This window comes from Streptomyces sp. NPDC059456, assembly GCF_042750055.1.
In the GTDB taxonomy this organism is placed as follows: Bacteria; Actinomycetota; Actinomycetes; order Streptomycetales; family Streptomycetaceae; genus Streptomyces.
In genome coordinates, this window is record NZ_JBHYVA010001150.1 from 1 (window position 1) to 1,173 (window position 1,173).

Here is a 1,173-nt window from a genome sequence, read left to right on the forward strand (position 1 = left end):
GGGGGCCCCCCCCCCCCCCGGGGGGCGCGGGGGGGCGCGGCGGCCACTCGGTGGGCACCTGGCCGGCCGTGGGAGTCACGGTGGCGGTCCTCGTCGCCGCCAACGCGGCCCTGCACCGCTGGTCGGGCCTGTGGGGCGTGGTGACCGCCGTCGTGGTCGGCGGCGTGCTGCTCGGGGTGCTGCGCCTGGCGGGCGGCACCCTCGCGGACGCGGGCCTGGCGCCGGACACGCTGGCCCGCGGGGCCCGTTGGGCGCTGGTCCTGATCGGCCTGGTCGGCGTCGTCTACCTGGCCGGGGCCCTGCTGCCGGCCACCAGGGCGCTGTTCGAGGACCGCCGGTACACGGGGATGGACGCGAACGAGGTGATGCTCCGCGTCTTCGTGCTGGTCCCCGTCGGCACGGTCCTCGTGGAGGAGTTCGCCTTCCGCGGGGTGCTCTACGGTCTGGTCCGGCGCGAGCGCGCAGCGGTGTGGGCGACCGCCGTGTCGAGTCTGCTGTTCGGCCTCTGGCACGTGCTGCCGTCGTTGCACCTGGCGACCGCGAAGCCCGCCCTGACCACGGTCTTCGGCCGGTCCGCGACCGGGGCCGCCCTGGCGGTGGTGGCGGCCGTGCTGTTCACGGCGGCAGCGGGCGTCCTCTTCTGCGAACTGCGCCGCCGCAGCGGCAGTCTGCTGGCCCCCATGGGCCTGCACTGGGCCGTCAACGCGTTCGGCTACGTCGTCGGGTTCGTGCTGCGCTGACGGCTCAGCCCTGCGGCGAGACGATCTCCCTCAGCCGGTCCAGGTCCTGCGCGGTGAGTCCGGCGGGCCGCATGACGGAGTTCCAGGCGTCGACGTACGCGGCCTTGTACGTGTGGCCGTGGCCGTCCGGTACCCCGACGGAGAACGGCAGGTCGGCGGTGACCTGCCAGAACGTCACGAACGGGATCCAGACCATCGCGCCGAGCACGTCCGAGCCGGGCTGCTCGCGGATCCAGTCGGGTTCGGAGAGGGCCAGCCGCGGGCTCCACCAGACGATCGGATCGGAGGGGTGCATGAGGTAGACCACCCGCGGGCCGTCCCACGGCCGGTCCGCGGGCGGGATCCCGGCGGCAGGGTCGTCGGTGAACCGGACGGTCCGGCCCTCCCCGGATAACCAGTCTCTTATAAACAAATGACGCTGCCGACGAATATT

2 protein-coding genes are annotated in these 1,173 nt (G+C 73.7%); one reads left to right on the forward strand and one right to left on the reverse strand.

The window, feature by feature from the left end; genetic code table 11:
• The coding region (locus tag ACFXA3_RS42845) for a CPBP family intramembrane glutamic endopeptidase (protein ID WP_385197022.1) at positions 1 to 740 on the forward strand (740 nt) is incomplete at its 5' end.
• 4 nt (positions 741 to 744) lie between these two features.
• On the opposite strand, the gene ACFXA3_RS42850 is transcribed toward ACFXA3_RS42845, so the two are convergent.
• A partial coding sequence (locus tag ACFXA3_RS42850) for an alpha/beta-hydrolase family protein (RefSeq protein ID WP_385197024.1) occupies positions 745 to 1,173 on the reverse strand: 429 nt, incomplete at its 5' end.